The organism is Bacteroidota bacterium (assembly GCA_017303975.1).
Classification (GTDB): Bacteria; Bacteroidota; Bacteroidia; order JAFLBG01; family JAFLBG01; genus JAFLBG01.
The window spans coordinates 1-4263 of the sequence record JAFLBG010000064.1 but is presented as its reverse complement, the minus strand read 5'-3'; the positions used below and the strand labels follow the sequence as shown (position 1 = coordinate 4263).

The following is a 4263-nucleotide window of genomic DNA, read 5'->3' as shown; positions in this document are numbered from 1 at the left end:
ATAACAAATTAAGACCTCATCTAGCATTAAAAATGAAAACGCCTGATGAAGTACATAAGAAAAAATCCCGATCACCTGAGGCAATCGGGATTATTTAAAATCCGTCAACTTATTTTAGGACGTTACAATTGAATTGAATGTTTATTACTAGTTAGTAACTATCCTTTATCAAGTATTGATTTTTAGAGATGTTTGTCTTATCTTAAGGTGCTATAATATTGAATTATTATTTGACTTGTAATTATCCCCCCATTATTGTATAAAATGGATATTTTATTAAAGGATTAATTTATGAAAAAGACATTACTTCTTGGACTGTTTTTAGCTGTGGGATATTTAACAAAAGCTCAGAACGATTCACACTGCTACACCGCAGAAATGGTTGAACAAAAACTCCAACAAAATCCCGAATTACAGAAAAACATAGATGCGTTAGAAGAATTTACTCAGCAATACGAATTATCGGAAGGGCAAAACAAAACATCTGCAGTTATTACTATTCCTGTAGTTGTGCATGTGTTGTATCAAAACACCACGCAAAATGTATCATTATCATTAATTCAATCACAAATTAATGTTTTAAATAAAGATTTTAGAAAATTAAATTCAGACACCACAAAGATTCCTGCTGCATTTAAAAGTTTGGCTGCTGATTGCGAATTTCAATTTTGCTTGGCACAACGAACTCCTACAAATCAACCTACTAATGGAGTTGAGCGCAAGCAAGTTTTTGTATCTGGAATAGGTTATGCCGGAAATTACTACGATGCTTCAAACGGTGGATTAGATGCATGGAACACGAGCAGATATTTAAATATTTGGGTTTGTGATATAAATGGTGGAAATCCACTTGGATTTGCCTACCCTCCAGGAGTAGCTTCAAGTGCAGACGATGGGGTTGTGATTGACTATAGGTATTTTGGAACATTTACTTCTACCACCAATGTATACAATATGGGACGAACCGCTTCTCACGAAATAGGACACTACTTGAATCTAAGACATATTTGGGGAGACGATGGTAGCGCGTGCAGTGGTACTGATAATGTTGCCGACACCCCAAATCAAGCGGGTTCTAGTGCAGGAAATCCTACTTTTCCCAGACTTGATGCATGTACAACAACTTCTCCGGGAGTTATGTACATGAACTACATGGACTACAGCAATGACAAATCATTGTATATGTTTACCAAAGGCCAAAAAACAAGAATGCAGGCGGCTATAAATGGTGCAAGAGCGTTATTAAAAACATCCAATGGATGCTCTCCACTTACTAGCACAGAAACGGAGGAGTTTCTTGCATTAACAATTAGTACTTACCCAAACCCTGCCTCAGAAAATATTGTAATTGAAAAAAATGCTTCCCCCATTCAACTTGAAAACATTTCTATCTATTCAATGCTTGGGGCTTTAGTTTACGAAACTCCTATCGAAGATAATTTTACTGATGAGTTCAACATATCGCTTAACCAAATTCCATCTGGCAATTATATCATTAAAGCAAAAACAAATTTAGGTGTTGTGAATAAAAAGCTACAAGTAATCAAGTAGATGAAAAATTTATCACGCAACCTTTCTTTTGCTTTATTCATAAGTACTATCTCCTATCTATTTTTAGGCTGTGCACTAAAAACCAATAACAACAATACAAAATCAGAGCCCATGAACTCAACAAGTTCTACTTTTGACACAATAACTCTTGGAGCAGGATGTTTTTGGTGTGTAGAAGCCGTTTTCCAACAATTAAATGGCGTACAATCAGTCGTTTCGGGCTATTCCGGGGGTAGTATAAAAAACCCTAGCTATAAAGAAGTCTGCAACGGCACTACGGGTCATGCAGAAGTATGCCAATTAACCTACGATACATCTGTGATTTCATTTCCCGAAATACTAGAAGTATTTTGGAAAGTGCACGACCCTACAACCCTTAACAGACAAGGAAACGATGTAGGCACACAATACCGTTCCTCAATTTTTTATCATTCAAATTCGCAAAAAGAAATAGCCGAAAAATATAAAAAAGAGCTTGATGCTTCCGGAGCCTTTGATGCTCCTATTGTTACAGAGATAGTTGCCTTTACCAATTTTTATAAAGCAGAAGATTATCACCAAAACTATTTTAATCAAAATGGAGAGGAATCTTATTGTAAATTTGTAGTGCAACCTAAGGTTGAAAAATTTAAAAAAGTTTTTAAAGACAAACTAAAAAAATAGTTTTACTTCAACAATATGTGCGGATTTACAGGCGTAAGTGTATTTAACTCGGAGTATAACTTTCTTTTAAATAAGGTAAACAACTCGAACTATAAACTAAAACACAGAGGTCCGGATGGTCAAAAGTGCACTATTTACAATTCTGTAGCACTCGGACACGCAAGGCTTTCTATTATTGATGTATCGGAACATGGCACACAGCCAATGACCGATGCTACCGGAAATTTCACTATCATTTTTAATGGAGAAATTTTCAACTATAAAAAATTAAAAATACAGCTTGAACAAAAGGGCTGCCAATTTGAATCGAATTCAGACACGGAGGTTTTGCTCTATTTATTTATAGAAAAAGGTGCCGACTGTTTGGCAGATTTAGATGGGGAGTTTTCGTTTTGCATTTATAACAAATCGAAAAACGAGTTATTCATTGCACGAGACCGATTTGGCATTAAACCGCTGTACTATTTTTACAACAAAAATTACTTTGCCTTTGCCTCGGAATTACGCGCTTTATTGGAATATGGAATCGAAAAAAAAATAAATCAAGTTGCGCTTAAAACCTATCTGCATTTAAACTACATACCGTCTCCACTAAGTATTATTGAGAATGTACATAAGCTAAAGCCAGGCTGTTTTATTAAAATAGAAGCAGATGCAACAATTAGTATTCGCGAATATTACAAACCGGAAATAAACTATAGCACTGCATTAAACTATTCAGATGCTGTAAAAAAACTGAGAGCGCTTGTAGAACAATCTGTTGAAGACCGCTTAGTTTCTGATGTCCCACTCGGAACTTTTTTAAGTGGTGGTATTGATTCGTCAATAATTACAGCATGTGCAGCAAAAAAAATAAAAAATCTAAGTACGTTTTCTGTTGGATATAAAGACGAACCTTATTTTGATGAAACAGAATTTGCAAACTTAGTTGCCAAACAATACAAAACAAATCATACCGTTTTCTCGCTATCGAACAATGATTTATTCGAAAACTTACATAGTTTTTTAGATTCGATTGACGAGCCCTTTGCCGATTCATCAGCGCTAGCGGTGTATATGCTTACAAAAAAAACCAGGGCTAGTGTTAAAGTTTCCTTGTCTGGAGATGGGGCAGATGAAATTTTTGGTGGCTACAACAAGCACGAAGCAGAATTAAAATCTAGAAAGAATAATTTTATTAATGGAGTTATAAAAAACTTAAATCCTCTTTTACGTACTTTACCCAAAAGTAGAAATGGATCGTTTACAAATAGGATAAGACAAGCCTATAAATACAGCAGCGGACTGCAACTGAGCATGCAAGAGCGCTATTGGCAGTGGGCAGGTTTTAGTAATGAATTAGAGATTAACCATTGCTTACAACACAATTCAGATTATTCTGAAATAAAAAACGCGTACTTACAGAATATTTCTGCTGATTTTAATTCGTTTCTACTAACAGACACTAAGCTAGTTTTGGAAAACGACATGCTGGTAAAGGCAGATAGAATGAGTATGGCAAACTCGTTAGAAGTTCGTGTTCCATTTCTATCGCACACATTGGTTGATTTTGCATTCACACTGCCTGTTGAGTATAAAATTATGGAGGGTAACAGAAAACGCATTTTAAAAGATGCATTTTACGGAGATTTACAACCAGAAATTTTCAACAGAAAAAAACATGGCTTTGAAGTGCCCTTGCTTAAATGGTTTCAGACCGAACTGAAAAGCCATATTACAAACGAATGTTTTAATAAAGAGTTGATTGAATCTCAGGATTTGTTTACGAGTACCTATATTCATTCGCTCCAAGAAGAAATTTTTTCTTCCAATCCAAACGATGCGGTAGCCAAAACATGGGCTATTATTGTGTTTCAGCATTGGTGGAAAAAAAATATACTACAATAAAAAGTTACCCAACAACTGTAAGCTCCCCTGTTTTATGAGCCAATTAAAAATAGAAAATCGACAAGCAGCTACAGCTGCGCGTTCAGTTTTTTAAATTTAACTTTAAATGGTAACAACAATGAAAAAAACACAATTCTCCGAACAGCAAATTCTTGCCATGAT

The 4263-nt window shown here is 35.2% G+C and carries 3 protein-coding genes; all 3 read left to right on the top strand.

Annotated elements, in window-relative coordinates; translation table 11 throughout:
* Positions 1-291: 291 nt before the first annotated feature.
* Genes J0M08_14190 through asnB form a run of 3 tightly spaced genes read left to right on the top strand, consistent with a single transcriptional unit; the run spans position 292 to position 4101 of the window.
* The gene (locus tag J0M08_14190; protein ID MBN8704206.1) at positions 292-1551 is read left to right on the top strand and encodes a T9SS type A sorting domain-containing protein; all 1260 of its coding nucleotides are present in this window, start codon (positions 292-294) and stop codon (positions 1549-1551) included.
* Positions 1552-2214 (top strand): peptide-methionine (S)-S-oxide reductase MsrA, encoded by a 663-nt coding sequence (msrA, locus tag J0M08_14185; protein MBN8704205.1) that lies wholly within the window; start codon positions 1552-1554, stop codon positions 2212-2214.
* Between the two features lie 15 nt (positions 2215-2229).
* Positions 2230-4101 (top strand): asparagine synthase (glutamine-hydrolyzing), encoded by a 1872-nt coding sequence (gene asnB / locus J0M08_14180; protein MBN8704204.1) that lies wholly within the window; start codon positions 2230-2232, stop codon positions 4099-4101.
* Positions 4102-4263: the final 162 nt, after the last annotated feature.